Source organism: Streptomyces tateyamensis, from assembly GCF_003205575.1.
Lineage (GTDB): Bacteria > Actinomycetota > Actinomycetes > Streptomycetales > Streptomycetaceae > Kitasatospora > Kitasatospora tateyamensis.
On sequence record NZ_PYBW01000008.1, the window covers coordinates 14,879 to 40,667 of the forward strand.

29 protein-coding genes, 1 pseudogene and 2 riboswitches are annotated in these 25,789 nt (G+C 70.9%); of the genes and pseudogenes, 14 read left to right on the plus strand and 16 right to left on the minus strand.

What is annotated here, in order from left to right; translation table 11 throughout:
• Positions 1–8 precede the first annotated feature (8 nt).
• Both C7C46_RS01825 and C7C46_RS01830 read right to left on the minus strand, forming a co-directional pair.
• The gene (locus tag C7C46_RS01825; protein ID WP_110664883.1) at positions 9–1,214 is read right to left on the minus strand and encodes an LLM class flavin-dependent oxidoreductase; all 1,206 of its coding nucleotides are present in this window, start codon (positions 1,212–1,214) and stop codon (positions 9–11) included.
• Between the two features lie 129 nt (positions 1,215–1,343).
• Positions 1,344–1,529 carry a putative leader peptide gene (locus tag C7C46_RS01830; RefSeq protein ID WP_110664885.1) on the minus strand — a complete coding sequence of 62 codons (186 nt, stop codon included), beginning with the start codon at positions 1,527–1,529 and terminating at the stop codon, positions 1,344–1,346.
• 37 nt (positions 1,530–1,566) lie between these two features.
• Positions 1,567–1,679: riboswitch (SAM riboswitch) on the minus strand.
• A gap of 247 nt (positions 1,680–1,926) precedes the next feature.
• Positions 1,927–2,035: riboswitch (SAM riboswitch) on the plus strand.
• A gap of 430 nt (positions 2,036–2,465) precedes the next feature.
• Between C7C46_RS01830 and C7C46_RS01835 the strand changes: the two genes are divergently transcribed.
• From C7C46_RS01835 to C7C46_RS01855, 5 genes are all read left to right on the plus strand, one after another.
• Positions 2,466–3,512, plus strand: coding sequence for an amino acid ABC transporter permease (locus C7C46_RS01835; protein WP_110664887.1), 1,047 nt, complete (start codon positions 2,466–2,468; stop codon positions 3,510–3,512).
• Positions 3,509–4,294, plus strand: coding sequence for an amino acid ABC transporter ATP-binding protein (locus C7C46_RS01840; RefSeq protein ID WP_110664889.1), 786 nt, complete (start codon positions 3,509–3,511; stop codon positions 4,292–4,294). Before C7C46_RS01835 ends, C7C46_RS01840 begins: the two co-directional genes overlap by 4 nt.
• Positions 4,295–4,389: 95 nt before the next feature.
• Positions 4,390–5,412 (plus strand): transporter substrate-binding domain-containing protein, encoded by a 1,023-nt coding sequence (locus tag C7C46_RS01845; protein WP_110664891.1) that lies wholly within the window; start codon positions 4,390–4,392, stop codon positions 5,410–5,412.
• 34 nt (positions 5,413–5,446) lie between these two features.
• The gene (locus tag C7C46_RS01850; protein WP_110664928.1) at positions 5,447–6,094 is read left to right on the plus strand and encodes a GNAT family N-acetyltransferase; all 648 of its coding nucleotides are present in this window, start codon (positions 5,447–5,449) and stop codon (positions 6,092–6,094) included.
• A 215-nt stretch (positions 6,095–6,309) separates the two neighbouring features.
• A complete protein-coding gene (locus C7C46_RS01855; protein WP_110664893.1) occupies positions 6,310–6,864 on the plus strand; it encodes a dihydrofolate reductase family protein in 555 nt (184 codons plus the stop codon).
• 108 nt (positions 6,865–6,972) lie between these two features.
• Here C7C46_RS01855 and C7C46_RS01860 read toward each other — a convergent pair whose 3' ends face one another.
• The 3 genes from C7C46_RS01860 to C7C46_RS01870 all read right to left on the minus strand — a co-directional run bounded on the left by C7C46_RS01860 (position 6,973) and on the right by C7C46_RS01870 (position 9,255).
• Positions 6,973–8,526: an NCS1 family nucleobase:cation symporter-1 gene (locus C7C46_RS01860; RefSeq protein ID WP_110664895.1), complete on the minus strand. Its 1,554-nt coding sequence runs from the start codon at positions 8,524–8,526 to the stop codon at positions 6,973–6,975.
• 94 nt (positions 8,527–8,620) lie between these two features.
• Positions 8,621–8,767, minus strand: coding sequence for a hypothetical protein (locus C7C46_RS37660; RefSeq protein ID WP_181442141.1), 147 nt, complete (start codon positions 8,765–8,767; stop codon positions 8,621–8,623).
• A gap of 260 nt (positions 8,768–9,027) precedes the next feature.
• Positions 9,028–9,255: a hypothetical protein gene (locus tag C7C46_RS01870; protein ID WP_110664897.1), complete on the minus strand. Its 228-nt coding sequence runs from the start codon at positions 9,253–9,255 to the stop codon at positions 9,028–9,030.
• Between the two features lie 268 nt (positions 9,256–9,523).
• On the opposite strand from C7C46_RS01870, the gene C7C46_RS01875 reads away from it, so the two are divergent.
• The 3 genes from C7C46_RS01875 to C7C46_RS01885 all read left to right on the plus strand — a co-directional run bounded on the left by C7C46_RS01875 (position 9,524) and on the right by C7C46_RS01885 (position 13,156).
• Positions 9,524–10,306, plus strand: a complete 783-nt coding sequence (locus tag C7C46_RS01875) for an MFS transporter (protein ID WP_220040539.1) — start codon at positions 9,524–9,526, stop codon at positions 10,304–10,306.
• A 318-nt stretch (positions 10,307–10,624) separates the two neighbouring features.
• Positions 10,625–11,557 (plus strand): AurF N-oxygenase family protein, encoded by a 933-nt coding sequence (locus C7C46_RS01880; protein ID WP_110664899.1) that lies wholly within the window; start codon positions 10,625–10,627, stop codon positions 11,555–11,557.
• Between the two features lie 39 nt (positions 11,558–11,596).
• Positions 11,597–13,156: an FAD-dependent oxidoreductase gene (locus tag C7C46_RS01885; RefSeq protein ID WP_110664901.1), complete on the plus strand. Its 1,560-nt coding sequence runs from the start codon at positions 11,597–11,599 to the stop codon at positions 13,154–13,156.
• A 39-nt stretch (positions 13,157–13,195) separates the two neighbouring features.
• Here the strand turns inward: C7C46_RS01885 and C7C46_RS01890 are convergent, their stop codons facing one another.
• A complete protein-coding gene (locus C7C46_RS01890; RefSeq protein WP_110664903.1) occupies positions 13,196–14,020 on the minus strand; it encodes a maleylpyruvate isomerase family mycothiol-dependent enzyme in 825 nt (274 codons plus the stop codon).
• 145 nt (positions 14,021–14,165) lie between these two features.
• Here C7C46_RS01890 and C7C46_RS01895 point away from each other — a divergent pair, with 145 nt between their 5' ends.
• The 4 genes from C7C46_RS01895 to C7C46_RS01910 all read left to right on the plus strand — a co-directional run bounded on the left by C7C46_RS01895 (position 14,166) and on the right by C7C46_RS01910 (position 17,567).
• Positions 14,166–14,789 (plus strand): class I SAM-dependent methyltransferase, encoded by a 624-nt coding sequence (locus C7C46_RS01895; protein ID WP_110664905.1) that lies wholly within the window; start codon positions 14,166–14,168, stop codon positions 14,787–14,789.
• A gap of 235 nt (positions 14,790–15,024) precedes the next feature.
• The gene (locus tag C7C46_RS01900) at positions 15,025–16,317 is read left to right on the plus strand and encodes a globin domain-containing protein (protein ID WP_110664907.1); all 1,293 of its coding nucleotides are present in this window, start codon (positions 15,025–15,027) and stop codon (positions 16,315–16,317) included.
• Positions 16,318–16,327: 10 nt separating this feature from the next.
• On the plus strand, positions 16,328–17,035 hold the full coding sequence (locus C7C46_RS01905) for a pyridoxamine 5'-phosphate oxidase family protein (RefSeq protein WP_110664909.1): 708 nt from the start codon (positions 16,328–16,330) through the stop codon (positions 17,033–17,035).
• 34 nt (positions 17,036–17,069) lie between these two features.
• Positions 17,070–17,567 (plus strand): HD domain-containing protein, encoded by a 498-nt coding sequence (locus C7C46_RS01910; RefSeq protein WP_110664911.1) that lies wholly within the window; start codon positions 17,070–17,072, stop codon positions 17,565–17,567.
• A 33-nt stretch (positions 17,568–17,600) separates the two neighbouring features.
• On the opposite strand, the pseudogene C7C46_RS01915 reads toward C7C46_RS01910, so the two are convergent.
• Positions 17,601–17,900: pseudogene (locus C7C46_RS01915) on the minus strand (ABC transporter); the annotation flags it as partial.
• A gap of 142 nt (positions 17,901–18,042) precedes the next feature.
• On the opposite strand from C7C46_RS01915, the gene C7C46_RS01920 reads away from it, so the two are divergent.
• Together C7C46_RS01920 and C7C46_RS01925 are read left to right on the plus strand one after the other, a co-directional pair.
• Complete coding sequence (locus C7C46_RS01920) at positions 18,043–18,660, plus strand: RNA polymerase sigma factor (protein WP_110664913.1); 618 nt, start codon at positions 18,043–18,045, stop codon at positions 18,658–18,660.
• Entirely contained in the window at positions 18,657–19,379 is a 723-nt protein-coding gene (locus tag C7C46_RS01925; RefSeq protein ID WP_110664915.1) for a hypothetical protein, read from the plus strand. The genes C7C46_RS01920 and C7C46_RS01925 overlap by 4 nt, the downstream gene beginning before the upstream one ends.
• Before the next feature lie 220 nt (positions 19,380–19,599).
• Here C7C46_RS01925 and C7C46_RS01930 read toward each other — a convergent pair whose 3' ends face one another.
• From C7C46_RS01930 to C7C46_RS01965, 9 genes are all read right to left on the minus strand, one after another.
• Positions 19,600–19,944, minus strand: a complete 345-nt coding sequence (locus C7C46_RS01930) for a hypothetical protein (protein WP_110664917.1) — start codon at positions 19,942–19,944, stop codon at positions 19,600–19,602.
• A gap of 61 nt (positions 19,945–20,005) precedes the next feature.
• A complete protein-coding gene (locus C7C46_RS01935; RefSeq protein ID WP_110664919.1) occupies positions 20,006–20,608 on the minus strand; it encodes a hypothetical protein in 603 nt (200 codons plus the stop codon).
• A 452-nt stretch (positions 20,609–21,060) separates the two neighbouring features.
• Positions 21,061–21,633 carry a DUF6262 family protein gene (locus tag C7C46_RS01940; RefSeq protein WP_181442142.1) on the minus strand — a complete coding sequence of 191 codons (573 nt, stop codon included), beginning with the start codon at positions 21,631–21,633 and terminating at the stop codon, positions 21,061–21,063.
• Positions 21,630–22,022: a hypothetical protein gene (locus C7C46_RS01945; protein WP_146258959.1), complete on the minus strand. Its 393-nt coding sequence runs from the start codon at positions 22,020–22,022 to the stop codon at positions 21,630–21,632. The genes C7C46_RS01940 and C7C46_RS01945 overlap by 4 nt, the downstream gene beginning before the upstream one ends.
• Positions 22,023–22,210: 188 nt before the next feature.
• Positions 22,211–22,720, minus strand: a complete 510-nt coding sequence (locus C7C46_RS01950; RefSeq protein ID WP_110664924.1) for a GNAT family N-acetyltransferase — start codon at positions 22,718–22,720, stop codon at positions 22,211–22,213.
• Between the two features lie 31 nt (positions 22,721–22,751).
• On the minus strand, positions 22,752–23,825 hold the full coding sequence (locus tag C7C46_RS35785; RefSeq protein WP_220040540.1) for a hypothetical protein: 1,074 nt from the start codon (positions 23,823–23,825) through the stop codon (positions 22,752–22,754).
• Complete coding sequence (locus tag C7C46_RS35790; RefSeq protein ID WP_220040541.1) at positions 23,822–25,162, minus strand: hypothetical protein; 1,341 nt, start codon at positions 25,160–25,162, stop codon at positions 23,822–23,824. Before C7C46_RS35790 ends, C7C46_RS35785 begins: the two co-directional genes overlap by 4 nt.
• On the minus strand, positions 25,159–25,512 hold the full coding sequence (locus C7C46_RS01960) for a helix-turn-helix domain-containing protein (protein WP_110664926.1): 354 nt from the start codon (positions 25,510–25,512) through the stop codon (positions 25,159–25,161). Before C7C46_RS01960 ends, C7C46_RS35790 begins: the two co-directional genes overlap by 4 nt.
• 15 nt (positions 25,513–25,527) lie before the next feature.
• Positions 25,528–25,707: a tyrosine-type recombinase/integrase gene (locus tag C7C46_RS01965; protein WP_342775358.1), complete on the minus strand. Its 180-nt coding sequence runs from the start codon at positions 25,705–25,707 to the stop codon at positions 25,528–25,530.
• Between the last annotated feature and the right edge of the window lie 82 nt (positions 25,708–25,789).

Here is a 25,789-nt window from a genome sequence, read left to right on the forward strand (position 1 = left end):
TCCTTCCGTCAGATCGAGGCGTAGCGGTTGGCGGGGCGCGGCAGGCCGAGCAGTCCGCGCAGGGAGCGCGCCTGGTACGCGGTGCGGAAGGCGCCGCGGCGCTGCAACTCGGGTACCAGGCGGCGGGTGATCTGTTCCAGGTCGTACGGGAGGGCGCCCGGCCGCAGTCGGAATCCCGTGAGTCCGGCCAGTTGCCACTCCTGCAGGAGGTCGGCGAGTTCCACCGACGTCCCGGTGAAGACGAGTGCGTCGCCGGTGTACTCGAAGCCGGCGCGCTCGTCGAGGCGGGCCTTGCGGCCGGCAGCGGCGCCGGGAGCGTCGTCGAGGAAGACCACCAGGTCGCCGAAGACGTGCACCGTCGCATCGGTTCGGCCTGCGGCGGCCTGGGCGTCGCGGATCTCGGAGACGATCGCCCGGGCCTGCCCGCCGTCGTGCGGGGTGACGAAGCCGAGGTCGGCCGAGCTGCCGACCAGCCGGAAGGGTTCGTCCCGGTGCGCCAACGCGGCGACCACGGGCTGGCCCTGCGGCGGACGCGGGGTGATCGACGGCCCCCGAACGCTGAACCTGGCGCCCTCGAAGTCGATGTAGTGAAGCTTGGCGCGATCGACGAAGCGGCCGCTGGCGACGTCGCGGATCTCGGCGTCGTCCTCCCAGCTGTCCCACAGCCGGCGCAGGACCTCGACGTAGTCGCCGGCCTCGGCGAAGAGGTCGCGGAGCAGGTCCCGTCCCGCCGGTGAGTCGAGGTCCTCGAGTCGCAGTGGCGGCAGCGAACGGCGGCCGAAGTGCGCGGCCTCGTCGGCGCGGCCGCAGACCCTGACCTGGACCCCGGCGCGTCCGGTGCTCACGTGGTCGAGGGTGGCGATCGCTTTGGAGAGGTGGAACGGCTCGGTGTGGGTGACCACCGCGACCGGGACCAGTCCGATGTGCCGGGTCAGCGGCGCGATCCGGGCGGCGACGAGGACCGCGTCCAGCCGGCCGCGCACCTGGTCGGTCTGTTCGTCCGGCTCGAAGGGACGGGAGGACTGCAGGCCCAGCGAGTCCTCGATGGTCACCAGGTCCAGCAGGCCCCGCTCGGCCTCGGTGGCCAGATCGGTCCAGTACCGCGCGGTGAACAGTTCGTCGGGCCGGGCGTCGGGCTCGCGCCAGGCCGCGGGATGCCAGCCGGCGCCGTCCAGGGCGACGGCCAGGTGAAGGGGTGAACGGGCGTCAGACACGGGTGTACCGCTTCCTTCGGATGGGTGTCTCGGCCGGGGCGACGCGGCACGCCGAACGGCGGCCCCTGCGGTAACGGGACCGGGGCGGTTCGGTGTTCGGGTTCGGGGTCCGGGTCCGGCGAGAGCCGGCTAGGCGGCGTTGCGCGGTGCGCGGGCGAGCCGCACGGGGGCGTTCGCGTTCGCCGGACACAGCGCGGTGGCGACGCGCTGCAGATCGATGTGGCGCCGCGAGTACGTGGTGGCGACCCGACACCGCGCCTTCACCGTGACGACCTTCAGCGTGAGGGCCGCAGGCCGCTCGAGGGTGTTCCGCACTGTCGTCACCTCCGTCCCGATCGGCCGCACCGGCTCGAACTCGCGCTTGCGGCGCCGCTTTCGGCTCCGCCGGGTCGTCACCTGGAGCACCCCGCCGCGTGGGAGGGTTGCCGTGCAGCGAGCCAGGGCTTGACGCTGACACTCATGACCTGGGTGAACCGTAACCCGCCATCCGTGTCCGGCACAATCCTGCAAGGATCAGCACGGACGGCGCCGCCGGTATTTCCGCGGGCCGAACTCTGGTCGAATATCATTGCTACTAAGGCAAGTTGATGGTTCCGCAGGAAATGGACGCCGTGCCGCGGCGCTGGGCGACCGCGCCGGCCCACCTGATCCCAGCCCCTGGGCAGACGTTGACACTCCTCGCGGAGTGCGCCTAACTTTTGCCCACCAGAACGGTCATGAGTGTCAGCGAAAAGCCATGGCCTGCGGCACGGCAACCCTCCCACGCGGCTGGGGTGCCCCAGGTGACGACCGGACCGAACGACGATCGGTAAGCGCGAGGCCCCCGCTAGGGGCGGAATGGCGACGGTGACGGCGATGTACGCAGGTCCGGGGATGACCGCATGGCGCCGCCACGGCCGCGTCGCGGCGTTCCTGAGCCGCCACATCGACCTTCTTCGGGTCAGCAGCGCACTGTGTCCCGTCTGCAGCAGTGCCCGCTGTCAGGCCTGACACTTCCCGCCTGACGCCTTCCCTGACGCACGCCGTTCCCGACGGCCGTCTTCCCTGACGCACGCCTTTCCCGACGGCGCTCTTCCCTGACGCACGCCTTTCCCGACGGCCGTCTTCCCTGACGCACGTCCTTTCGGCCTGCTCCCCTCGTCCACACCGCCCGTGACGGGGCATGCTCCGGCACGCCCCGGGTGGTCCTCGCCCCGCTGTGCGGCCAATTCCCGGCGCGGGCGCGGCAAAGGCATTCGCTGGAGTCCCTGAATGAGTGAGTCCCTGCTCCCCGCCGTGCCACCGGGCACGACGTATCCGCCTGCGACGGAGCTACCCCGACCTCCCACCCCCGCGCCGGCCGACGCCGTCGAAGGGGCGGTCGACCCCGAGCGGGCCGCCCGCCCGGTCTCGGCGCAGCGAGTCCTCCCGCTGCGGCACCCTGGCCGCTGGATCACCAGCGCGATCGTGGTGGTGCTGGGCGCCCAGATCGCGCACGGGCTGGTGACCAACCCGTTCTACCAGTGGGCCCGCTTCCAGTACTGGTTCGTGCGTCCAGTGATCACCGACGGCCTGTTCATCACCCTGGAGGTGACGGCCTACAGCGCCGTGCTGGGGCTGCTGGGCGGCGTCCTGCTCGCGCTCGCAAGGCTCTCCCGCAGCCCGGTGCTCAGGGCGATCAGCTGGCTCTACATCTGGCTGTTCCGCTCGGTGCCACTGATCGTGGTCCTGCTCTTCCTCTACAACTTCAGTGCGCTCTACCGCACGTTGAGCCTCGGCGTGCCCTTCGGGGCCGCCTTCCTGCACTTCGACGAGTCGAAGCTGGCCACGGACCTCGTGGTGGCGGTCGTCGGGCTCAGCCTCAACGAGGCCGCCTACGCCGCCGAGGTGGTGCGGGCCGGCATCCTCTCCGTCGACCAGGGCCAGCACGAAGCGGCGGCCGCCCTCGGACTGCCCAGGCGCTACCAGTTCGCCCGGATCGTCTTCCCGCAGGCGCTGCGGGCCGTCATCCCCTCCTATGTCAACCAGCTCATCGGCCTGGTGAAGAGCACCTCCCTGGTCTTCTACGTCTCGCTGCTCGACCTCTTCGGCTCCGTCCAGAGCATGGGCAGCACCTATCCGGGCGACATCGTCCCGCTGCTGCTGGTCGCCACCGTCTGGTACGTGATCCTCACCAGCGTGATCTCGGTCATCCAGTTCTACCTGGAGCGCCACTACTCGCGCGGCGCGCTGCGCACTCTCCCGCCCACCCCGTTGCAGCGGTTGCGTGTCGGCCTGTTCGCCCTGCGGGCGCGTGTCCGGAGGGAGACGGCGATATGAGCACCCAGACTCCGAACGGGCGGCCCGCCGCGGTCGAGGTGCGCGACGTGCACAAGTGGTACGGCGCCCACCGCGTCCTCGACGGGATCGACCTGACGGTGGCGGCCGGTGAGGTCACGGCCGTCATCGGGCCGTCCGGCTCCGGCAAGTCCACCCTGCTCCGGGTGATCAACCACCTGGAGAAGCCCGAGATCGGCCATGTCAGTCTCAACGGCGAACTGATCGGCGTGCGCCGGCACGGGGAACGCCTGAAGGAACTGAGCGAGCGGGTGATCCTCGCCCAGCGCAGCCGGATCGGCTTCGTCTTCCAGAACTTCAACCTCTTCCCGCACCTGACCGTCCTGGACAACGTGGCTGCCGCCCCGGTGGCGACCGGGCTGCTGCGCAAGCCGCAGGCGCAGGAGCTTGCGCACACCCTGCTCGCACGGGTGGGGCTGGCCGACCGGACCGGCGCCTATCCCCGGCAGCTGTCCGGCGGGCAGCAGCAGCGGGTGGCCATCGCCCGTGCCCTCGCGCTGCGGCCGGGCGTCATCCTCTTCGACGAACCAACCTCCGCGCTGGACCCGGAACTTGTCGGCGAGGTGCTGGCTGTCATCAGGGACCTGGCGACCAGTGGCAGCACCCTCGTCATCGTCACCCACGAGATCGGCTTCGCCCGCGAGGTCGCCGACCGCATCGTCTTCATCGACGGCGGCCGGATCGTCGAGCAGGGCCCGCCCGACCAGGTGTTGGACGACCCGCGGCATCCGCGCACCAGGGAGTTCCTGAGCAGGGTCCTCTGATCCCTGCGACGTCGGCGAAACCCGCCGGCGCCACCTGATCCACCGCCCGTTCGGGCACACCCACAGACCGGGCACCCACAGACCAAGGAACGAACATGTCCAAGCTCCGCAGCAGACTCGTCCGCAGCCTGTCCGCCGGCACTGCCTTCGCCACCCTCACCGTCGGCCTCGCCGCCTGCGGAAGCAGCAGCACCTCGACCACCGCCGCCTCCGGCGACGCCCCAGGCGGCACCGTCACGGTGGGCGCGCTGTCCAACGGCGCCGCGACGCAGACCGGCATCACGGTCTCCGAGGTCGCATCCATCCGCGCCGAACTGCCCGCCTCGGTGGTCAAGTCCGGCCAGTTGGTGATCGGCGTCGGAGCACTGCCGGCCGGTTTCGCGCCGCTTGCCTACGTCGGCAGCGACCAGCGGACCCTCACCGGATCCGAGCCCGACCTCGGCCGCCTGGTGGCGGCGGTCCTCGGACTCAAGCCGGTCGTGAACAACGCGACCTGGGAGAACCTGTTCGTGGGCATCGACAGCGGCAAGACCGATGTCGGCTTCTCGAACATCACCGACACCGAGGAGCGCAAGAAGAAGTACGAGTTCGCCTCCTACCGCCAGGACAACCTGGCCTTCGAAGTCCTCAAGAGCAGCCCGTGGAACTTCAACGGCGACTACACGGCCCTGGCCGACAAGACCGTCGCGGTCGGCGCCGGCACCAACCAGGAGAAGATCCTCCTCGGGTGGCAGGCCGAGCTCCAGGCGGCGGGCAAGCAGCTCACCATCAAGTACTTCCCGGACACCAACAGCACCTACCTGGCGCTGAGCGGCGGGAAGATCGACGCCTACTTCGGCCCCAACCCCGGTATCGCCTACCAGGTCACCCAGGATGCCAGGACCAGCAACCCGGTGCGCAACGCGGGCACCTTCTCCGGGGCGGGCGCGACCCTTCAGGGGCTGATCGCCGCGACCGCGAAGAAGGACAGCGGGCTGGCCAAGCCGGTCGCGGACGCGATCAACTACCTGATCGAGAACGGGCAGTACGCGAAGTGGCTGGCCGCCTGGAACCTGTCCAACGAGGCGGTGAGCGCCTCGCAGGTCAACCCGCCGGGCCTGCCGCTCAGCAACTCCTGACGGCCGGCCAGCAGGATTGGAGACCCACGGCACCGTGTCCACCAGCCTTCACCCACCGCAGCCGCAGAGCCCGACGACACCGCACGTCCTCGACAACCCCGCCTGGGCAGCGCTCGTCGGCCCGGCCGACCCCCGAGCCTGGGACGACCTCGCCACCCTGGTCGGACCGGGCACGGTCACCCCGGTCACCGGCGCGACCGCACCGCCGGCCGGGTGGCAGCTCGTGGAGTCCGGGCAGGGCGTGCAACTGGTCGACACCGCGTTGCGGGCCGAACCCGCGCCGGATGCCGTCCGACTCGGTCCCGACGACGTACCCGAAGTCCTCGACCTGGTCGCCCGCACCCGGCCGGGCCCGTTCCTGCCCCGTACCGTCGAACTCGGCACCTACCTGGGCCTGCGCGAGGGCGGAAGGCTCATCGCCATGGCCGGCGAACGCCTGCGCCCGCCCGGCTGGACGGAGATCAGCGCCGTCTGTACCGACCCGCAACACCGCGGCCGCGGGCTGGCCACCCGCCTGGTCCGCGCCGTGGCGGCAGGGATCCGGGAACGCGGGGACACCCCGTTCCTTCACGCGGCCGCGTCGAACACCAACGCCATCCGCCTCTACGAGTCCATCGGCTTCACCCTGCGTCGGCGCACGGCGTTCCTCCTGGTCCGCACCCCGGGCGGCGACGAGGGCTGAGCGTGGAAACCCGCGACCGAGGCCGGGTGGAACGCGCGGACTGTCGTTCGAGCACCCGGGAGAGGAAGCTCGGGGAGCCGCTGTCGCTTCTGTACAAGCCCTCCTCCCCGGTGCCTGCGTAGTCTTCCTGACACAACCGACGGGGTCGGCCGCCCCGGCCGGAGCCTGTCCGGCCAGGGCCGGGCAGGCGGCCCCGAACTCAGCACGGAGGAATCATGCGCAAGGTCGTTTCGGGTCTGTTCGTGTCGCTCGACGGTGTCGCCCAGGCGCCGAACGAGTGGCAGTTCGCTTTCGACGAGGAGATGGGCGCAGCGCTGGGCAGGACGCTGGAGACGGCCGACACGATCCTGCTGGGCCGGGTGACCTTCACCGAGTGGGCCGGGTACTGGCCCACGGTGACGGACGGTGAGGACGCCGGCTTCGCCAAGTGGATCAACGACTCGCCCAAGTACGTCGTCTCGTCCACGCTGGACAGCGTGGACGACTGGGCGAACAGCACGCTCGTCAACGGCGATCTGGCCGCCGCGATCGAGCAGCTCAGGGCGGGGGAGGGGAAGGACATCACCGTCGCGGGCAGCCCCACGCTGGTGCGTTCGCTCCTGGAGCAGGACCTGCTGGACGAACTGGTGCTGCTGATCCACCCGGTGGTGGCCGGCGGGGGCCGCAGGAAGCTGTTCGCCGACGACGCCACCCTGAAGAAGCTGGAGCTGGTCAGTGCTCAGCCGACCAGCAGCGGTGTGATCATCGCGACCTACCGTCCGACGCGCTGAGCACCCGGTCGACGAGGGCACCACATCAGGCGAGGCGAGGCGCGGCGGGCATTGGCCCGGAGGCCGCCTGGTGAGGAGGAACCAGGCGGCCCGTAGCGGTGGCAGGCATCAGCTTTCGGTCGTGGCCGGCTCGTACGCGGTCGGTGCGGCCCTCTCCACGGGCGGGGCCAGCCGGGTGAGGGCGACGTAGAGCACCAGCGAGGAGGCCAGGCCCACCGCCCAGCCGTAGTCGGCGAGCGGCTGGAGGAAGCCGATCACGCCGCCGCTCGGGAAGGGGCCGCCGTAGGAGCCGCCGACGGCGAGCAGTCCGCCGACCACGAAGGCCGCCACCGCCCTCCAGTTCCAGCCCGCGGCGTACCAGTAGCGGCCGTCGGGGGTGTAGAGCTGGTCGAGCTCCAGGTGAGTGCGGCGGATGATCCAGTAGTCGGCGACGAGGATGCCGGCGACTGTGCCGAGCAGGCCGCCGACCACGCCGAGCCAGGTGAAGATGTAGATGTGCGGGTCGGCGACGAGCTTCCAAGGGAAGATCACGATGCCGACCGCGCAGGCGATCAGCGCGCCGGTCCGGAAGCTGATGATCCTCGGCAGCAGGTTGGAGAGGTCGTACGCGGGGCTGACCACGTTGGCGGCGATGTTCACCGACAGGGTCGCGACCAGCACCACCAGCAGCGCGAAGAGGGTGCCCGCCACGCTGTCCATCTTGGCGGCGAGCGCGATCGGGTCCCAGATCGGCGTGCCGTAGACGGCTTGGGAACCGGAGGTGACCAGGACCGAGAGCAGGGCGAAGAGGGTCATCGTGGTGGGCAGGCCGAGCGCCTGGCCGCGGATCTGGGCCTGCTGGCTGCCGCCGAAGCGGGTGAAGTCGGGGATGTTGAGCGACAGCGTCGACCAGAAGCCGATCATGCCCATCAGCGACGGGAAGAAGACCTTCCAGAAGTCGCTGCCCCAGCCCAGTTTGGAGGGCTGGTCGAGCAGCGGGCCGAAGCCTCCGGCCTTGACCGCGATCCAGGCGAGCAGGGCCAGCGCGCCGGCGATGACGAAGGGCGCGGCCCAGTTCTCGAACCGGCGCAGCGTCTCCATGCCACGGACGATGATGGCGATCTCCAGCGCGCAGAAGAGCAGGAAGGAGAGCCACTGCGTCCAGGGGAAGCCGCCGATCGCCGAGGCGGTCTGCCAGCCGTGGCCCAGGAGCTTGCCGGCGAGCAGGAAGATGCCCTCGCCGCCGATCCAGCTCTGGATCCCGAACCACGCGCAGGCGACGGCGGCGCGGATCAGCGCGGGGAGGTTGGCGCCGCGCAGGCCGAACGAGGCGCGGGCGAGAACCGGGAAGGGGATGCCGTACTTGGTACCGGCATGTCCGTTCAGCAGCATCGGGACCAGCACGATGACGTTGGCCAGGGCGATGGTCAGCACCGCCTGCTTCCAGTCCATGCCGAGCGCCACCAGCCCCGAGGCCAGGGTCCAGGAGGGGATGTTGTGGGCCATGCCGACCCACAGCGCCAGGAAGTTGTACGTGGTCCAGCGTCTGCGCGCGACCGGGACCGGTACGAGGTCCTCATTGGTGAAGCGCGGGTCGGTGAGAGCGACTCCGGCGGCGAGTTCGACTCTTCCGTCGGGGTGGGCGGTCTGCGCCGCCGTGGGCAGGTGAGTTGCTGGGGACATGGACGGCCACCTCGGTTCGCGGGGTCTCGCGCGGGGACGGGGCAGAGGCCGGCGGGCACGGCACTGGGCCGCCGGACGAACGAGTGAAGCGGGGTCAGCTCGTTGCGGTGATGACACTGGTGCCGTGGGCGTCGATGGCCGACTCCACGGCGTCGTGCAGGGCGTAGACCACCAACTGGCTCACGCCCAGGTCGCGTAGCTGCTGCAGCTTCGCGACCTGCGCGACGTGGTTGCCGACCATACCGCCGAACCGAGCGGCACCGCTCCTGTGCGTGCGCCAGTGCCTGCGGCGAGTCGTCCTCGGTCACGTCTGCCGGGGCCGCCACGCAGATCTTCACGCTGTCCGGGTCGCATCCCGCCGCGGTGGCCGCGTCGCGTACGGCCTTGACCATCCACTCCGTCAGCTAGGGGCCGGCCGGCCGCAGGAAGCAGCCGGCAGCCTGACGTCCGGTCAGTTGCCGCCTTGCCCGGTTCTCCCGCGCAGGGCGAACCGGTCGCCGATCAGACCGACCCACCCACAACGTCCCCCAGGGCCTCCACCTCGACACCCTCCGGACGAGCGCGGGCGGCCTGGAAGCCCAACTCACCGGCGACCACGTACTTTCTGCACCGGTGCACCCGCCGCGGCACAACGTCGCGAGACCACCACGGCCCCAGGCCCGAGCCCCCTGGGTTTCGCGCATCGAGTTCGCGCAGCAACGCCAGCAGATCCGCTTCGTTCTCAGTCACGGGCTCATCTTGCCGCGTCAGCTGCGGGCAGAGCAGCTCGGGTGAGATTCGCCAGCTCTTCCGGCGGTTTGGCTCAGTCCCGAACGGCCGATGTCCGAGGCCCGACACCCAGTACAACGGGTCGGGAACGCCCGGCCGTTCCCGACCCCGGTGTGATCTTCCCCGCGGGGCCCGCGACTTCCCGCAAGATCGTTCGTGCCCCCATACTCCCAGGTCGGACGGTTGAACGGGGGAAGACGTGGGAGACACGGGACTGACGGAGACTCTGGTGGAGCGCGGCATCCTGGTGGAGCGCGGACCGCGACGGACGCTGGCACTGGCCAGCGGGGTGAACATGCTCGGCAGCAGCGTGTTCATGGTGAGCGCGGCGCTGTTCTACACCCGGGTGGTGGGCCTGTCGGTGGCCCAGGTGGGCATCGGGCTGGGGATCGGCGGGCTGGTGGGGCTGCTCTCCGGCGTCCCGGTGGGCCGGGTCGCGATGTCGCTGCAGGGCGACGTGGTGCTGTTCGCGCTGCCGCTGTGGATCGTCGGGCACACCCACGTCCCGCGCTTCGTGGTCGGGGCGACCGGGCTGATGAGCACGGTGCTGGTGGTGGCGCTGCAGGTGCGGATCGGCCGCCACGTCACGGACAGTGCGAGCGCGGCCCGGGCCTGGCGCCGCTCCGGCTGGGCGTTCCTGGCGGGGATGGCGCTGATGGCGGTCACCGGGGCGCTCCCCGGCGGGCCGGCGGCGGTGCTGGTGCTGGCGGGCGTCGGGGTGCACACGCTCGGCGAGATCCTGCAGGCGGCCGGCTCCTTCGAGCTGCGGTACGCGCTGGCGCCGGCCCACGCTCAGGGGCAGTACAGCGGCGTGTTCGGCTTCGGCGGCGGGATCGCGGGGGTGGCCGCGCCAGCGCTGCTCGGCTGGCTCTGCATCAGCTGGGGCGCGCCCGGCTGGTTCCTGCTCGGCGCGGTCTTCGTGCTGACCGGGTCGGCGGTGCCGTGGGTGGTCCGGCGGGCCGGGCTGGAGTCCCTGGCTCCGGCGGACCAGCCGGTGCTGAAAACGGTCTGACGAACAGTCAGGCTGCGGGCGCCGTCGCCGGATGCTTGCCGGCCGGCAGCCCCCGGCGGCCGGCGGGCTCGCGGCGTGCGTCGTCGTCATGGCCGACCGCGCAGGGGGTGCGGGAGCGGGGCGCGTCGTGACGGTAAGTCAGGCTCCGGGGCGGCGGCGCGGCCGTCATGGCGGGTCAGATCCCCGTCGCATCCGCCCGGCTCGACACTTTTCCAATGTGTGTCAAGAAGAGGGCGTACAGGGTCTGGTCGGCCCTCCGGTCTTATTGTACCGTGCGTCAATAAGACCCCGGTGGGAGCGCGGCACGGAGGTGGCACCATGGCGAGGACGGGTACGGCGGCCCTGCACGGCGACGGGCAGCGGCACGGGCACACGACGGCGGACGAGGACGTGTCGCAGCGGCTGCTCGACTCGGCCGCGGTGCTCTCCTACGACCCGGCGGTGGAGGTCGACTGGGCCGCCCCGCTGGATCCGGCCCACTACGGGCTCAATCCGGAGTGGAGCACGCTCTACGGCACCCGGCTGTGGCGGGAGATGACCGAGGAGCAGCGGGTCACCCTGACCCGGCACGAGGTCTGCTCGATCATGAGCACCGGCATTTGGTTCGAGATGGTGCTGCAGCAGATGATCCTGCGGGACCAGTACCTGAAGAACCACGGCAACGCCGAGTTCCGGTTCGCCCTCACCGAGATCGCCGACGAGTGCCGGCACTCGATCATGTTCGCCCGCGCCTGCGAGAAGATGGGCACCCCCGCCTACCGCCCGAACCGGCCCGTGGCCGAGGCCGGCCGGATCTTCAAGAGCCTGGCCTCCGGCGAACTCGCCTACGGCGGCATCCTGGTGGCCGAGGAAGTGCTGGACGTGATGCAGCGCGACTGGATGCGCGGCGAGCAGGTGCTGCCGATCGTCCGGGCCACCTCGCGGATCCACGTGGTGGAGGAGTCCCGCCACATGAAGTTCGCCCGCCAGGAGATCCGCGAGCGGCTGCGCGCCGCCGGCCCGCTGCGCCGGCGCACCAGTGCCACCGGGGTCGCGATCGCGGCGGCGGTGATCCTCACCAGCATGGTCAACAAGGGCGTCTACGCCGCTGCCGGCCTGGACACCGAGCGGGCGCTGGCCGAGGTGCGGGCCAGCGCGCACCGCAGGGCGATGCTGCGCAACAGCTCCGCCCACCTGATGGCCTTCCTGGGCGAGGCCGGCCTGCTGACCCGCGCCTCGTCGGCGGTCTACCAGCGGCTGAACATGCTCTGACGCTCCGTCCGCCCTTCCCGTACCCCACAAGGACGCTCCGTGGCCTACGCGATCACCCAGACCTGCTGCACCGACGCCACCTGCGTCTCGGTCTGCCCGGTCAACTGCATCCACCCCACCCCCGAGGAGCCCGGGTTCGCCACCGCCGAGCTGCTCCACATCGACCCGGTCGCCTGCATCGACTGCGGCGCCTGCGCGGACGCCTGCCCGGTGGACGCGATCTACCCGGTGGACCGGCTGGCCGGCACGCTGGCGGGGTACGGGGAGCTCAACCGGCAGTACTACGAGGAGAACCCGACCGGCCACGAGTGGGGTGAACCGCAGTTCCCGCGCAGCCTGGCGGGTGAGCACGGCACGCTACGGGTCGCGGTGGTCGGCACCGGGCCGGCCGCCGCGTACACCGTGCAGACCCTGCTGCGGTCGGCCGGGGCCCAGGTCACCGTGCTCGACCGGCTGCCGGTGGCGGGCGGGCTGCTGCGGCACGGGGTGGCCCCCGACCACCCGTCCACCAAGCGGATCGGCGACGGCTTCGGCCGGCTGTGGCGCCACCCGAGGCTGCGGCTGCACCTCAACGTCGAGGTCGGCCGGGACCTGGCCTCCGACGAGCTGGCCGCCCATCACCACGCGGTGGTCTACGCCGTGGGCGCCGGGCGCGAGCGCGAGCTGGGGGTGCCGGGGGAGGAGCACGCCCTGCCGGTGAGCACCTTCGTGGGCTGGTACAACGCCGAGCCCACGGTGCCGGCCGACGCGGTGGACCTGTCGGCGCAGCGGGTGGTGCTGATCGGCAACGGGAACGTGGCGCTGGACGTGGCGCGGATCCTGGTCACCGACCCCGGGCAACTGGCCGCGACCGACATCGCCGAGCACGCGCTGGCGGCGCTGCGCGACTCGCAGGTGCGGGAGGTGGTGCTGCTCGCGCGGCGCGGACCGGAGCACGCGGCGTACACCAGGGCCGAGTTCCTGGCGCTGCGTCAGCTGGCGGGGGTTTCTGTGGTGGTGGACGCGCCGGGTGCGGAGTCGGCGGGCGGCAAGGCCGCGCTGCTGGACGGGCTGGCGCGCGAGCGGGTGGACTGGCACCGGCCGCCGCCGGCCGGGCGGCGGATCGTGCTGCGGTTCGGCGCGCCGCCGGTGGCGCTGCACCGGGACGGGGTGGAGCTGGCCGGCGGCGAGCGGCTCCCGGCCGGGCTGGTGGTGCGCTCGATCGGGTACCGCGGGGCGCCGGTGCCCGGGCTGCCGTTCGACGAGGCGGCCGGGACCCTGGCGCACCGGGACGGGCGGGTGGCCCCGGGCGTGTACGTGGTCGGCTGGGCCAAGCGCGGCCCGGCGGGCGGGATAGGCAGCAACCGCGCCTGCGCCGAGCAGACGGTGCACGCGCTGCTGGACGACGCCGAGGCCGGCCTGCTCACCGGGCCGGTCGGCGCGGCGGCCGACTTCGCCCGGCTGGTGCGGCGGCGCCGGCCCGCGGCCACGGGGCTGCGCGAGCTGCTGGCGATCGACCGGGTGGAGCGGGCCCGCGGGGCGGCGCTGGGGCGGCCGCGGGTGAAGCTGGCGAGCGTGCCGGAGCTGCTGGCGGCGGGGCGGCGGTTCGGGCGGGGATAGCGCGGGCGGGGGCCCGGGACTGGCCGGTCGGCGTCCGGTTCAGGGAGCCGGGAAGTAGCTCGGGAACCGGGGCGCCAGCCATGGCTTGCGCCCCCAGGACAGGGTCTGCAGCCGGGCCAGCGCCTGCAGCGGGGTGCGGCGGCCCAGGGCGAGCAGCAGGAAGGTGACCGGCTCGCAGCTGATGGTGCAGTCTGCGCCGGCCAGAGGGCCCTGGCTGACCGTCACCTTCCGGTCGGCTATCGCCACCCCGAACCGCGAACCGCCCCGCAGTCCGACCGTGAAGCCGGCCCGCAGGCCCGCCGTGGTCCGTGGATCCAGCACCCGGGGCATCGCCAGGAACAGGAACGGCAGGCAGAGCTCGACCCGCTGACGGTCGATCATGTGCGGCCGGCCCAGCGCGCGGGCCAGGTCGTAGCCGTGCCCGAGCTGGTGGGTCAGCAGGTAGGAGCCGAGGACCGCCAGGTCCATCGGGCCCATCGGGGTACGCACCGTGTCCGTGGCCGGGCGCGCGGCCAGCGCCCTGCCGAAGGCGTGGGCCTGCTCCTCGATCACCTCGGCCAGCACCGCCGGATCGCGCTCCGGGTAGGCGGCCAGCGTCTCCTCGTTGGCCGCCGCGAGGCCGCCGGGCGTGCCGTCCCCGTACACCGGGTGCTCGGCACCGGCCGCGAGCTCCGCCATCAGCAGGTTGGCCAGCGCCAGGTGCGCGGCCCCCTCGCCGATCGTCCAGCTTGCGCCCGGGATCGGCCGCGCGGGATCGGCACCGTCGCGCAGCAGCCGGCCGATCGCCTCGGCGGTGGCGGTGTTGGCCGCGGCCAGCTCGCTGAGCCCGCCCGCCGGCGGCCTGCTGGGCACGGGTGCGGTCATGGCGCTGAAGCCTGACCCATCGCCGCCCGGCTGTCCACCCCCTGCGGCGCGCCGCCGTTGCCGGAACCGCAACGGTATTTGCCACCGGGGCCGTCCTGGCGCAGCCTCGTGGAGACAGCCGAGAGCACGAGAGGCGGGAGCCGCGATGACCACCGAGCAGCAGACCGAGGAGTTCTGGGAGGGCCACTACCAGCAGCGCGAGCGGGTCTGGAGTGGGAAGGTGAACCCGGTCTTCGCCGAGATCGCCGAGCCGCTCACCCCCGGCCGCGCGCTCGACCTGGGCTGCGGTGAGGGCGCCGACGCGGTCTGGCTGGCCCGGCACGGCTGGCAGGTGGATGCGGCGGACATCTCCGCCACCGCCCTGGCCCGGGCCGCCGGGCACGCCGCGGAGACCGGCACCGCGGAGCGGATCAGCTTCCACCGGGTGGACCTGACGAAGGGTTTCCCCGAGGGCCGGTTCGACCTGGTCTCCGCGCAGTTCCTCCAGTCGCCGCTGGACTTCCCGCGGGCCGAGGTGCTGCGCCGGGCGTTCGCCGCGCTGGCGCCGGGCGGCGTGCTGCTGGTGGTCGACCACGCCGCCGCGCCGCCGTGGTCCAAGCACGGGCACCAGATGGAGTTCCCGACCCCGCAGGACACCCTGGCCGAGCTCGGCCTGTCCGCGGACCAGGTGGCGGTCGAGCGGGCCGGGACGGTGGAGCGCCCGGCCGCCGGGCCCGAGGGCGAGCATGGGATGCTCACTGACGGGGTGTTGGTGCTGCGCCGGCGCTGAGCGGGTCCAGGTCTGGACCTGACCAGCGGCGGAACTCGCCACCGCCCCGACCGGGTAGGCATCGTGCTCCGGTCCGGGCGGTGGCCTTTTCAGCGTTTCACAAGAGTTTCACCGGTCACTGCTTGCATCCTGTCCACCACTCATGGGCAGAATCTGACCCATTCATGCCACGTTATGACAGGTAAGCCGCAGGTCAGACAGTCCTCGGGGGTGGGCTGGACAGGAGAGCCATACCGTGAAGTTCCGTGCCAAACGCTCCACCGCCGAGGTCCTGACGACCGAGCAGGCGGCGGGCGCCAGGCAAGCCGTACCGCCCGTCGCCCCGCCCGTCGCAGGGCCCGGGGAGGCAGCGGCGGCGAGGGTGCCGATGCAGCCCGCCGCCCCGCGCTCGGCGCCGCCGCCGCCGGAGGACCCGGAGCTGATCAGAGCCAGCCTGGCGGCTCTCGAGCCCTATGCGGACCAACTGGCCGGGTACTTCTACGCCACGCTGTTCAACCGCTACCCCGAGGTGCGCGAGCTCTTCCCGGTGGACCTGGATCCCCAACAGGACCGGCTGCTGCGGGCGCTGCTGATGGTCGTGGAGCTGGTGGACGATCCGGCCAACCTGGTCGCGTTCTGCTCACACCTGGGCCGCGACCACCGCAAGTTCGGCACCGAGACCGCCCATTACGGCGCCGTCGGCGAGTGCCTGCTGGCCACCCTGGCGCACTTCGCCGGCCCCGCCTGGACGGCGGACACCGCCGCCGCCTGGACCCGGGCCTACACCACCGTCGCCGAGGTGATGGACCAGGCCGCCCAGGCCGACGCCGCCGTCCACCCGGCCAGCTGGACGGCCCGGATCGTGGCCCACCGCCGGCACAGCCAGGACCTGGCCGAGTTCACCGTGCGCACCGACCAGCCGTACCCGTTCACCGGCGGACAGTACGTCAGCATGGAGACCCCCTGGGCGCCCCGGGTCTGGCGGTACTACTCGCCCGCCAACGCCCCGCGCCCCGACGGCACCCTGACCTTCCACGTCCGCGCCGTCACCGGTGGCCGGGTCAGCAACGCGCTGGTGCGCCGGGCCGCCGTCGGCGACGCCGTCCGGCTCGGCTGCGCCCAGGGCGACATGGTGCTCGACCCGCGCTCGCCCCGGGACGTGGTCTGCGTGGCCGGCGGCACCGGACTGGCCCCGATCCGGGCGCTGATCGAGCAGGCGGCCCTGGACGGGGTGCGCCGGCGGATGGACGTCTTCCTCGGCAGCCGCACCGCCGCCGACATGTACGGACTGGACGAGCTGCTGGCGCTGGGCCAGCGGCACCGGTGGCTCACCGTGCGGGCCGCGATCGCCGACCAGGACGCGCACGACGGCCCCGGCTTCCTGCCCAGGGTGCTCGCCGAGGCCGGCCCCTGGGACCGGCACGACGCCTACCTGGCCGGCCCCGGGCCGATGGTCGTCACCGCCGGACGGGTGCTGATGCGGGCCGGGATGCCGCTGGAGCGGATCTACCACGACCCGTTCGTCACGCTCGAAGAACCGACCTCCTGAGGAAGCTCCTGTGACCACCCAGCCTCAGTCCCACCAGCGCTTCGGTTCGGCGGGCGAGCACCAGTTGCAGCGCGAGCACGGCACCGAGGAGCGGGCCGCCGAGTTCTACCGCCGCCAGGTGCGCCCGCAGCTGACCGCGCAGATGCGCACCTTCATCGGCCGGCAGTCGATGGTCTTCCTGGCCAGCTCCGACTCCGGCGGCGCCTGCGACGCAAGCTTCCGGGCCGGGCCGCCCGGGTTCGTCCAGGTGCTGGACGACCACACCCTGGCCTTCCCCGAGTACAAGGGCAACGGCGTGCTGGCCAGCGCCGGCAACATCACCGAGAACCCCCACCTGGGCCTGCTCTTCATGGACTTCACCCACGAGCACCTGGGCCTGCACGTCAACGGCACCGCCCACCTGCGCCCGGACGCCGCACTGCGGCTGGCGCACCCCCAGCTCCCGGTGGAGACGGCGCCCGGGCGGCGGGTGGAGTTCTGGGTCCACCTGAGCGTGGACGAGGCCTACATCCACTGCTCCAAGCACATCCCGCACCTGGTCCCGGCGCCCCGGCCCCGGCTGGACCGGGTGCGGGACGCGGAGTTCTTCCACACCGCCCCGACGGATCCACCGGCCGCGCCGCGGCCGAGCTGGGCGGCGCCCGGCCCGGACCCGGCTGACGAACGGGCGCTGGTCCCGCCGCAGCGCCGGGTCTGGCGGTTCGGCGCCCGGCGGTAGCCTGGCGGGCACGGCGGGAGAACGGGGGAGCGGCATGGTGACGTCGGCCGAGGTGGCGCGGTTCGCGGCACGGGCGCACGCCGGGCAGCTGGACAAGCTCGGCGTGCCGTACGTCGAGCACCTGCGGGCGGTGGCCGACGGCCTGGCGCCGTTCGGCGAGCGGGCGCAGCAGGCCGGCTGGCTGCACGACGTGCTGGAGGACAGCCCGGTGACGGCGGACCAGCTGCTGGCCGCCGGGGTACCGGCCGAAGTGGTGGCCGCGGTGCGGGCGGTGACGAAGGTGGCGGGCGAGGAGTACCTGGAGCGGGTGCGGGCGGTCACCGCGGACCGGCTGGCCACCCTGGTGAAGATCTCGGACAACGCGCACAACTCGCACCCCGACCGGCTGGCTGCGCTGCCGGCCGAGCAGCGCGAGCGGCTGGCGGCCAAGTACCGGGCGGCCCGCGCGCTGCTGTGGCCGGCCGCCGGCCGGGAGGCGGTGCTGGCGATCGTCGAGCGGGTGAACCCGGCGCTGCTGGCGGAGCTGGGCTGACGGGCGGCGGGCGGGCCGCGGGCACCGGATCGATCACGAGTCGGGCATCTCTGACTTCTCTGACTTCTCTGACTGCGCGTCGTGCTCGGGGGTCCGCTGCGCCGGCAGGCCGCTGCGGTCGTGCTGGAGTTCCCACAACTCGTGGAACCTGCCTGCGCGGTCGGCGACCAGCTCGGCGAAGCTGCCCTGCTGGATCACCCGGCCGTGGTCGAGCACCACGATCCGGTCGGCGATCTCCACGTTGCTCAGCCGGTGGGTGACCAGCACCACCGCGCGGTCCCGGGCCACGGCGCGCAGGTTGGCGAAGATGCGGTGCTCGGCGCGCGGATCCATCGTTATCTAGGGTTGTCAACTCCTCCTGCAGGTAGGTGGCTACTCTCGCAGCTAGGTACGTAAGGCATATCGACCTGAGCGGATCGGGCCAAGAGACACCGCCAGAGCGGGAACTCGTTCGAGACTGCGGGTATATAAGGGCATGGACGGTACGCAGGACGACTCGTTGACGGACGACACGCTCTGGGCGCGAGCCCGCGATGGGGATGCCGATGCCTTCGGTGTCCTGTTCACCCGGCACGCCGATGCGGTCTACACGTACTGCTTTCGGCGGACAGCCTCCTGGTCGGCGGCTGAGGACTTGGTCTCCGTCGTCTTCATGGAGACCTGGCGGTGCCGTCAGAGGCTGTCCGTGGAGAGCGGCTCCGCCCTGCCTCTGCTGTTCGGCATCGCCCATCGCAGCACGCAGAAGCATCACCGGTCGCTGACCCGCCATCAAGCTGCGCTGCGGCGCCTTCCCGCCCTACTGCAGGTTCCGGACCCTGCCGATGATGTCGCCCAGCGGATGGACGACGAGCACCGGATGCGCCGGCTGCGCGAGAACCTGCGGGCGCTTCCTCGCAGGGAGCGGGACGTCCTGGAACTGTGCGTGCTGGGCGAGTTGGACTACGGGGCGGCGGCGGCCGCGCTCGGAGTTGCGGTGGGCACGGTGCGGTCCCGCCTGTCGCGCGCGCGTGCGCGGCTACGGCAACTTGACCAGGATGCCGCACCCTCGCCCGTTGCCCTGCTGGCCCAGCCTTCTCTTGAGGAGTTGTCATGATCCAAGACCAACTGCCGACTGCCCGGGCGCTCTCCGACGCCCGCAAGGAACTTCGCCTGCGCGCCCTGCTGGGAGAGATCCAGCAGGTGCCCTCCCTCAGCGGGGCTCGGTCGACGCGCCGTTCCTGGCGTTTGGTCACGGCGACCGCGGTGGTCGCCAGTGGCGTGTGCGGGTGGGTCGCCGTCGGAACGCTGTCAGGCGCGGACCCCGCCTACGCTTCGTGGACCCCCAGCCCGAGTGCTGTCGCCGCCGCGCAGGTGGAGGAGTTGGGCCAGACATGCAACCAGCGGCTGCCGCATCCGCCGGCAGAGCAGCCGCCGGCCATGGCCCCGGTTCTCGCCGAGCAACGCGGAGCCTTCTCCGCCGTTCTGCTCGGCTCGCCCGATCGCATCGCGGTGTGCGTCAGCGGCAAGCACAGCTGGATCGCGGGGTACACCGATTCGCCGACCCTTGATCCTGGTCAGGTGCTCGCGGTGACCGGAAACGGGGGGAAGACCTCAGGATCAGATGCGGCGCGGTACGTCTACGGCCGGCTGTCGCCTTCGGGAGCCGCAGTCACGGTTGAGACGTCCGATGGGCGGCACGTCACCGCGAGTGTGCGTGACGGCTACTACTTCGCGTGGTGGCCGTCTGCTGCTGACCCTACGAAGATCATCGCCGCTGACAGTGCAGGATCCACCGTGGCGTCGACCCAGCCTGCACTCGTACCTCATTCGTAGTGTCCGGCGCGTGCGCATCGTGAGTCTGCGCATGGGTCGCATGGACCTGATCGGCCCCTCGCTGAGGGGGCGGGTGGTCGGGAGGGGAGCGGGACTGGTTTCCGTGTCCACTCCCGCCACCCGAACAGGACGAACCCGGTCTCGAGAGTTGCTGTCCAGGGAACGCGGAAGGTCCCCGCCTGCGCGCCGGCGGGGACCTTCCTGGTGACGCATCAACAGGTCACGAGGCGGGGGGTGTCCGCCGCAGCCTGGAAACTGCCCTGAGGACACGACGGATCAGGACAATCCCCCCGTAGAGAAGCAGTACGAGAATGCCCACGATGATCACGCGGCCGATATTGTCAGTAACAGTGAGGACACCGCGGCTCGCACCCAGGATCCGGGGAGGTTCTCCCACGACCGCAAGCAGGCCGACCAGCCCCGGAAGCCATTCCAGGTAGGTGCGACGGCGCGTGTGGTCAGAACGCGAACTCCTGCGCATCCGCAGATTCAGGACAAGTCCAATGCTCGCGAAAATCAACAGGACACCGACCCAGACAACGGGCCACTGCGCGGTACTGAACACGTCCTCCCCTTTCCTATCCTCTTCTCCAAGCCATCATGGCACTGCGTCCGCGAGATCGGTACTAGCCGACGTTGCAGCTCTCCTGCTCGGAGTAGAGGCCGGTCGCCCCACCGCGGATCTGCATGCAGGGGTACGCGTCAACCCCCCAGAAGTTGAAGTGGAACGACTGGTACTGGCGCACCTCCCAGCCGACGTTGCGGGAGCCGGAGTTGCTGAGGCCCTCGTACGAGTTGGTGCCCGCCCCCTGGGCACCGACGTTGGTCGTGTAGTAGCTGGTGATCGAGGAGCCGTTGCTGCACCAGTCGGCCTCCATCCAGGTCGAACCGGTCTTGACCGTGAAGTCGTACCAGTCGTCGTACCAGTACTGGCTCCAGCAGCCACCGCTGTCGGGGTGGACCACGTTCGGAGAGGCGGCGCCTGCGGCGCCACCCACTCGGGTGGCCTGTCCCGTACGAACCACCTTGGTGCCGGTGTTGTGCGTCATGTGCTTCACGGACTGCTGCAGCAGGTCCCGCTCGTGGACCGACAGCGCCTTGATGGCTGCGGCCTTGTCCTGCGCGGCATCCACCTTCAGGACCACGGCCTGCTCGCCGGCCAGGTCCTCACCGCTCGCGGCGGACGCAGTGCCCGCCAGCGGCGTGAGGATCAGCCCGAGGGCTGCCACGCCTACGGCTATAGTGCGCAACTCGATTTCCTTCCCCTCCCGGCCGCCCCTCCCATCGAGCGGCGGCCCGTGACAAGGAACCTATCTCTCAAGACACGCACGTTCGATGCTTCGTGTGAAAATCTGAGGGGAATCTGAGATTTCTCTTGCGGTCCAATTTTATGGAGGGGGAAATTCCGGAAGGTGAACCCGCGAAAATACCCCGAGAAGTCATGGCGATCGAAGGGCTTGCGCAAAAGAGACCATGGAACCCTCGATCGGAGCAACAGTATGATCATGCTCCTGTTCTGACGCTGTCAGGTCATCATGAAGCATGGAGTCGCTGGAGGCCCTGCGGTACCGACGGTCGGCGTCAGAGGTGGCCCATCGCCCTCACCCGGGACGCTGCTGCGGCAGGGGCTGGTGGTCCCACCGCCAGGCGGCCGTCGCCCTTCCCCATCCCTGACATAACGTCAAAAGAGCGGCCGGTTCTCGTTGCGGATCATGCGGCGAAGGCTGGCGCGGGCTGCGCTGAGATCGTCCTCCGTCTCGGCCAGCTGGCGCTGGCTCCCCGCGTACAAGCCCTTCAGCTCGTCAAGTTCGCCGCGCAGGGAACGGTTCTGCCGCGTCAGGTCCTCGATTCGCTCGGCAAGGTCGGCGGCACCCAGCTGGTCGAGCTGTTGTCCGAGCTGGCGCCGGACCGTCTCTCGGAGCGTTTCGAGTTCGGCACGCAGTCGCTGGTTGTCGGCTCTCGTGAGCTCCAGGTCGGTGGCCATGCTTGACTGACTGGCCGTCAGCCCAGCCTGGTTGTCGCGGTGGCTCCGGGCGGCTTGCCGGCTGCGGGCTCGTTCGATGTGCTCGCGGACGCCCTCGGCATAGACCAGCCATGTCGACACCCCGGCGGCCTTGGCCACCGCGGTGAATGTGACGCACTCACCGCGCTCGACCATGGCATTGAGTGCGGAGAGAACCTTCCCGCGCTTGTCCCGACTGTCCCTGCGTCGAGCCTCGCGCAGGACATCCCCTGGGGTTCGACCCGGACTCACCGGGCATCGCCACGGCGTTGGACCACGCTGAGCGGCAGCAGCGTCCGGCCTTCCGAAAGGCGGGCCTTGCGCAGGATCTTGCCGGCCTCCTCGATCTCGGCGCGCTGGTCCACTGGCAGCTCCTCCAGCCGGTTGCGCATGGTGTCGGCGACGTCGGTGAAGGCGTTGATCTGATCGGCGAGGTTGCGCAGGACGAACGGGGCGGCGTCCATCGCCTGGGCGGTCTCGCGGTCGGACCGCAGTGCGTGCAGGTGTTCCTCGATTGCGGGAAGGTAGGACGGGTCGGGACGGTAGAATCCACACCCGGCGCACTGGAATCGCAGTGCACAACTCTTGCCGCCGGCTTTGACGTTGCTCGGCTCGGTGCAGTTGCCGAACGGCACGGCCACCGACCGGGCTTCGTAGGCCGTGGCGGAGGACATCGGGGCGGGCCGACCGTTGCGGTCCACCACTTGAAGGCGGATCGTCTTGATGGCCTCCCGCTTCCTCTCCAGTGAGACCTTTAATGGTGGAGTCGGGTATTGGAACTCTCTGAATGCCCTGCCCTCGGGCTTCGTGTGGGTGCTGCGGACCGCTATTAGATCAGGTCAACGCGGGGGTCGATAGCCCAGTGGTTGGTTCGCAGGACTCGACCGGCGAAGGTCACGTCTTGCTCGCCCAGGAGCCGGAAACCGAGGGTTCGGCAGATGCCGTTGGACGGGGCGTTCGTTGTTGCCGGAAATGCGTGTATCAGCCCCCACCTGCTGTCGTCGCGGGCCAGCTCCAGCAGCGTGCGGACGCCCTGCTTGCCGAGTCCCCGTCCCTGGAACTCCGGCAGTACCATCCAGCCGATCTCGGAGATGCGCTCGCCGTCTGCGTCGTGGGGCCACAAGGTCACGGTTCCCGCGACCACATCCGGCTCGGCCTCATCGGGCACGATCATCTTGGTCCAGTCGGTGCCTGCCGCCGCCCGTTGAACATCACGGTGGACCTTCGCCTCCATGCCTTCGCGAGGCAGCGGGCCGCCCAGCTCGGCCATCATGACAGGGTCGCATCGCATCCGGACGTAGGCGTCGACGTCGACGTGCTCAACATTACGTAGCAGCATCTGTGTTGCTCCCTTGCCTTGGATATGGACGTCATGGCTGGCGGCGGCTGACCTCGGCCGCGTAAGCACCCCAGTCCCCGGCAGCGGCCCGCTGCCACTTGACGGCGACGCTGATGTGGATGCCGAGAGTGCGGGCGAGGATCGCGGCGGGCAGCTCGGTGGCGAGCTGGAAGAGGGCGGTGGAGCGGGTTTCAGCGAGCCGGATGCCGAGCTTGCGGAGTCGCTCGCCCATGGCCCAGGCGCTGATCGGGCGGCCGGGCTGGCCGCCGGGGAAGAGCCAGGGGGAGCCGGTCTGGGCGAGGACCGCGTGGCTGCGACGAGCGGAGACCTGCTTCAGGGCCAGATCGGCGATGGGTCCGGGCAAGGTGACCGCGATGTCGCCGAGTCGGATGCGGACGATCCCGTCCGTCTCCTCGATGTGACCGGTGGTCAGCCGGGAGATCGCCGCTGGCCACTGGGCATAGAGGAGCAACAACAGGCCGGCCAGGCGGTCTTCGGTCCGGATAGTGTCATCGTGCAGCAGACGGCGGGCGGTGGCCCAGCGGGCGTCGTCGTCCATGGCCTGGGATGGGCCGTTCCACTTCACAGCGGGGAAGCTCAGGTCGCGGGCGATCTTCTGAGCGAGGGCCCAGCGCACGAAGTGGCCTGCTTCTCTTCGGAGTTGGGTCTCGTCGCGGGTCATCCAGCGGTCGAGGTCACTCTGGCGGCAGCTGGCCAGGGTCAGGTCCTGGTCCGTGAGCCAGTCCAGGAGATAGACAGCGGCTCGCAGGTGGACACGGACGACGTTGAGCTGGGTGTGTGTGATGTCGTTGCCGCGGCTTCGGCGGCGAAGCCGGCGGATCAGGTGCCAGGTCGCGTAGCGGTGCAGGATCTGCCGCCCCTCGGGGGTGGTGTGGGAGGCGACGAGGTCCTTCACGTGCCGTTCGAGGCGGACCATCTGCTCGTCCCTGGCCGGAAGGGCGCCGGCGGCCACGAGGACGGTGCGGATGTGCTCGACGACCTTGCTGTCGGGGAGTTCGTCCAGGGCCTCGTGGGTCAGGGGACGTCGGGCGGAGGCCAGGTCGGACAGGACGGTGGAGACGATGCCCTTCGAGAGCCAGCTCATGGCGTCGCCGTCCGCTGGGTGCTGGCCAGGGCGTCGTGGAGGGCCTGCAGCTTGGGCGGGACGGTGCCCGTTTTGTCGGTGAGGAGGTCGTTGAGCCGTTGCTTGAGCGTGCAGCGGCGGCAGGGGCCGGGGGTCGTCAGCCGTTCGGCCTCACCGCAGGTCGGGCAGGGGCGCCAGAGTTCGGCGTCCGGCTTCGTGCAGGGGCCGCAGACGGGGGCGTCGACGGTGCCGGAGTGGATGTCCCGGAAGCGTCCGCAGACGGTGCAGTGCACTTCTCGCTGGTCGCAACGGCCGCAGCGGGGCTGCCCGGTCAGCTTCGAGAGCATGCAGGGTGCGGTGCGGCCGCAGATCGAGCAGACCAGTGTGGGTAGGGGGCGGCAGTTGGGGCAGATCGGCCCGTCGGGAGTCCGGGTGCTGACCATGCGCCGCTTGCCGCAGAGGATGCAAGACTCCAGGTTGGCGGGGTCCGTGATCAGGCACTTCGGACACAGCGGCTGGCCTTTGGCGTCGCGCGTGGCGGGTTCGCGCCGGGCGCCGCAGCGTGAGCACTCCTCGATGCGGGACTTGGCGATGCAGTTGCGGCAGACCCGCTGTCCTTCGAGGGGCTTGTCGATCCGGACCACGCGCTGGCAGCGAGGGCAGGCCGGCTGGATGATGCCGGCGACATCGGCGGCGTGCAGCAGGTCGATGAACTGTGGGATCGCGCGAAGGGGAGCCAGGTGCCCCTCGCCGGTCAGCAGACGGGGGTTGTCCTCCAGGGCCCAGGCCAGTTTCTGCTGGTAAGAGGGGCGGGGAGCGGACCGGCGGACCGCGCCGGCGACGACCTCCCGATCGGCGGCCGGACTGATCGCGGTGATCACCTCGTGGATGACGTCGAGCGGATCACGTGGGTCGACGTCCGGACACATCGAACAGCGCGGTCGGCCGGCCCGGTCACGCGAGTGGAGGCGACGGGTGGCTCCGCAGCCAGCGCACTCGGCGCTCTCCTGGCCGCAGACCCCGCAGTACCAGTCCTGGCCTCGGCGCTGGAAGGTCCGCAGGTGCTTGCCGCAGTCGCGGCAGACCGGCGGCGAGATCGTCGTGGCTCCGGCCTTGCGGAGCGCGATCAGCAGGTCACCGATAGCCCGGGGCGCCGGAGACCGGCCGTCGGACAGGACCTTGGGCCCGGCTGCCAGGGCTTCGGCGAGCCGGCGCGACTTCGCGCGGCCACCGGCGACGCCGATGACCACGGCCCGGACGGCTGCAGGGTCGAGGTCCTTCTCGACGTGGCTGATCAGGTCCGTGATCAGGCCGACAGGGTCTGTGACCGCGCGGGCCGGCTGGTCGGTGGTGGTCACGGCAGGTCGACGCCCCTGATCCGGGCTCGCTTGGGCCGCAGGTCACCGAGCCCGTCCGCTGCCGGCGGCGCGGCGCCGGCGGCGGCGGCCTTCTTCGGCCTCTTCACCGCGGTGGCCGAGGCGATCGGCTCGATGAGGTCGTCCATGCTGCAGTCCAGGATGTCGAGCAGGGCCATGAGGATCTTCAGGCTCAGCCGCTCGGGGCGCTCGACGGTGAGCCGGTAGACCTGGCTCGTGGACAAGGTGATGCCCCGTTCGGCGAGCGGCGGGATGAGGTCGGTGGTGGAGAACATCCCGCGGTCCGCCATCACCTTGCGCAGGTGCCAGCGGTAGTCGAGCTTGGCAGTCATCGTCAGGTCCTTCCGTCAGACCCCGGAGAACGCCGGGGCCAGTGCCTTGTGCAGGGCAGTGTTCATGAAGTCGTCGCTGACGTGGGTGTAGATCGCCGTTGAGCTGTCGCACTCGTGGCCGACCTGCTGCTGGATGAACCGCCGGTCCACTCCGTCTTCGGTCAGGTGGGTGACGTACAAAGTGCCGGAAGGCATACGGGAAGATGAGCGAGTGGGGCTTCCCCCCGAATGGTAGACACTGGTTTGTGTGCTTATGCGGCGAGTGTCATGGTACTCA